The organism is Pedobacter sp., from assembly GCF_035317785.1.
Lineage (GTDB): Bacteria > Bacteroidota > Bacteroidia > Sphingobacteriales > Sphingobacteriaceae > Pedobacter.
In genome coordinates this window covers 1-2,841 of the sequence record NZ_DATHGC010000390.1, presented here as the reverse complement: position 1 = coordinate 2,841, position 2,841 = coordinate 1, and the positions used below count along the sequence as shown (strand labels likewise).

Genomic DNA, 2,841 nt, shown 5'->3' with positions numbered 1-2,841 from the left:
GGTATTGGTCATGATAGAGAAATAAGATCCCATCACGATACAACCATTTCCAGGGCTGGTCATTCCCTGTTGAAGGGGCAGCGCAGGCAGCAGTAACCAATTCACGTATTACATCATGATCAGGAGCTATGGCATCAGCTTTATTTTCTGCCTGGTACTTCTTAATTAATAAACGCATTTCATTTGCATGGAGCGGTAAAAAAGGATTAACAGGTACTTGTGAAATAAATGGTTCAGGTACCTTATCACTCACTAGCTCATCCAGATCAATATAGTATCTTCCTGAATCGTGAAACTGATTCAATAGAATACGCCTGCAAACATCAGCTCCTACGGCTCCACCTAACGCAACAGAGCTTGCCAGCTGCGGCCAGGTATTTATGGTTTGTTCAACCTCTATCATAGAAGCCTTTATTCGTAATGACACATTTTCAATACCCAGCATTTGTAAAACAAGGGGTATTTTTTCCTCATTAGTTAATCCTTTTATATTTTCAGGATCAACATCTTCTACTGTTCCATGTAATATAGGCCGGTCTGGTTCCAGGTCAAACCGTTCCACATCCAGCATCCCCCGGTCACTGGTATCCATCACCACCGGTATTTTAAGCGCTCTTGCCTTGAAACGCGACATTATTTTTATATCAAGCCCATCGCATTCATCCACCAGGAGATCCAGCTTTCCATTTTTCAAAAAGAAATCATTCATATTTTCCTCAGTTAAACCTTCAAAAAAACAGGTTACATTAAGGAAAGGATCTATTTCAGCAATTTCCCGGGCCGCGATTACTACTTTAGGAAGTCCCAAATTGCCAACCCCGGTACGAATGCGGTTTAAATTACTTAATTCTAATTCATCAAAATCAGCAAGGCGCAGTTCACCAAATCCCCGTTCCATTGCTAATGTTAGCGCTATAGACTGCCCAACAGAAAGACCAATAATACCGATCTTCTTTGTACATATTATATCTTGTTCTGCCCTGGTTATTTTATATTGATTTCTGTTCGTACGAACTTCAACAAATTCATCTTCGGCCAGCAGATGTACCAATTGTTGATTCCATGGATAATAAACCCATGTTCCATATTCCTGAATATCTTTTCCTGCCAAATGCTTGTTAATAAGTTCGGGATATTCATCTTGTTTAATTTTTACTGAAGGATTTCGGCACTTGATCAGTTCCTGCAGTTGACCATATATTTCATCACAAACGAATGTAACTTTAGCATCTTCAAATAGCCCTTTAAAAGTTACGTTATCCGGCTTATTATCCAATCTTAATATGATTGGCCGGTAAACACTTTTTGTATTCTTAAAGCCAGCCAGAAAAGTTGATATGTTATTCATCTGTATTGTGATTAAGAAATTCTTAACAATTAGTACCTGAATAAGTTACCGCTTATCAAAAATAAATACTTTTTAAAAAAAATCCGGATCGTTGTTGCCAGTTTTATTTTTCAAAAAGGTCTTTTGGGCTGATGCAATAGTTTGAAATAAATTCCATTTATCAAGATTCGGGATCTGGAGTTCAAAATCAATGCTTATTTCCTTATTTTTTAATTCAAGTATCTTTAAATTATTAGGGTTGGCTCTCATTTGAAATATCAGAAACTTATCCTCCTCATGAGCTTTACTTAGAACTGGAACATCCTTTAAAATCATTGCTGTTGCAATAAGATCAAGTTTCGGATAATAAAATGTTCCTTTATTGCCAATACTGTCTTCGAGTACCATGCCACAATTCAGAACTGGTTTGACAGTATAGGGAGCGCATAACGCGAAGAGTGACAATATGCCGATCTGGGATGAAATGGCAATACCTGTGCGTATCAGCAACGGGGTTCCTATTCCATATCCAGAAAGCTCATGCGAATTCCACAGACCACATATCTCCCCGGTGCCATATTGAGCATATTTCCAAACCAGTTCAGAAACCGACGGATCTAATTTACTGGTAGCCTGTTCTATGGGCAAAGGCTCTGTCCCCCCTGAAACATGTACTCTTGCACCTCCATATACCTCTTTCCCGTTCAATGATTCTACAATTATTACAAACGCAGCGGGGTTTTTTGCCCATTCATTTTTTGAAGATGTAACCTTGGTAACACCAATACTGGTCAATACCTGAGTATGGCCTTGAATAAACAACTCACAGGTTTCAGGCTCATCAATAGCCCTGAACGCCCGAAGCCTGATTTCCGGCTTTTCCCTATTTAAACTTTCTCCCATTTCCTAAAAATGATTATTGTTTAAAACCGGTTACAAATTAGCCATTAGTTAATTATAACGGCCTCTATACTACACCATTTGGTCAACTCTTTTGATAGGGTATTGTAAATCGTAAGCAACAGCCTTTGCCTGCATCACTCTCAATATATATGCGGCCTTGCTGCAGATTGATGAGTTGTCGGCAAATATATAATCCTAAACCGGTTCCCGGTTTCCCGTCAGTGCGGTTAGCCTGGTAATAACGGGTAAATAATTTAGCCTGATGTTCTTTTGGAATACCTATTCCCGTATCAGTGATACTTACATCCAGTTCAGCGGTATGTTCATTTATCGGGCGAATAAAGGTTTTGATTGTTACCCCACCATCATCGGTATATTTGATCGCATTACTTAAAAGATTGATCATAATCTGTTTCAGCCTGAACGCGTCTCCTTTAACTTTGGTTTCTCCTTCATCTGTAAATTCAGAAGTTAACTTTAGCCCCTTTTTTTCAGCCATAAACTTCATTGTTTCCACCGCTTCCTTAATTTCATGACATGGATCAAAAGTAACCAGCGTAAGAACACCGGTTTGCTGGTGATCCATTTTTCCGGCATCCAGAATATTATTA

3 protein-coding genes are annotated in these 2,841 nt (G+C 38.9%); all 3 read right to left on the bottom strand.

All coding sequences use genetic code 11. From position 1 onward, the window contains the following. Positions 1-1,276 (bottom strand): Rv1355c family protein (locus VK541_RS24810; protein WP_324373315.1); only part of this gene is annotated, 1,276 nt, incomplete at its 3' end. Positions 1,277-1,420: 144 nt separating this feature from the next. After that, on the bottom strand, positions 1,421-2,230 hold the full coding sequence (locus tag VK541_RS24805) for a hypothetical protein (protein ID WP_324373314.1): 810 nt from the start codon (positions 2,228-2,230) through the stop codon (positions 1,421-1,423). 82 nt (positions 2,231-2,312) lie between these two features. Beyond that, on the bottom strand, positions 2,313-2,841 hold a 529-nt coding region (locus VK541_RS24800), incomplete at its 5' end, for a HAMP domain-containing sensor histidine kinase (protein ID WP_324373313.1).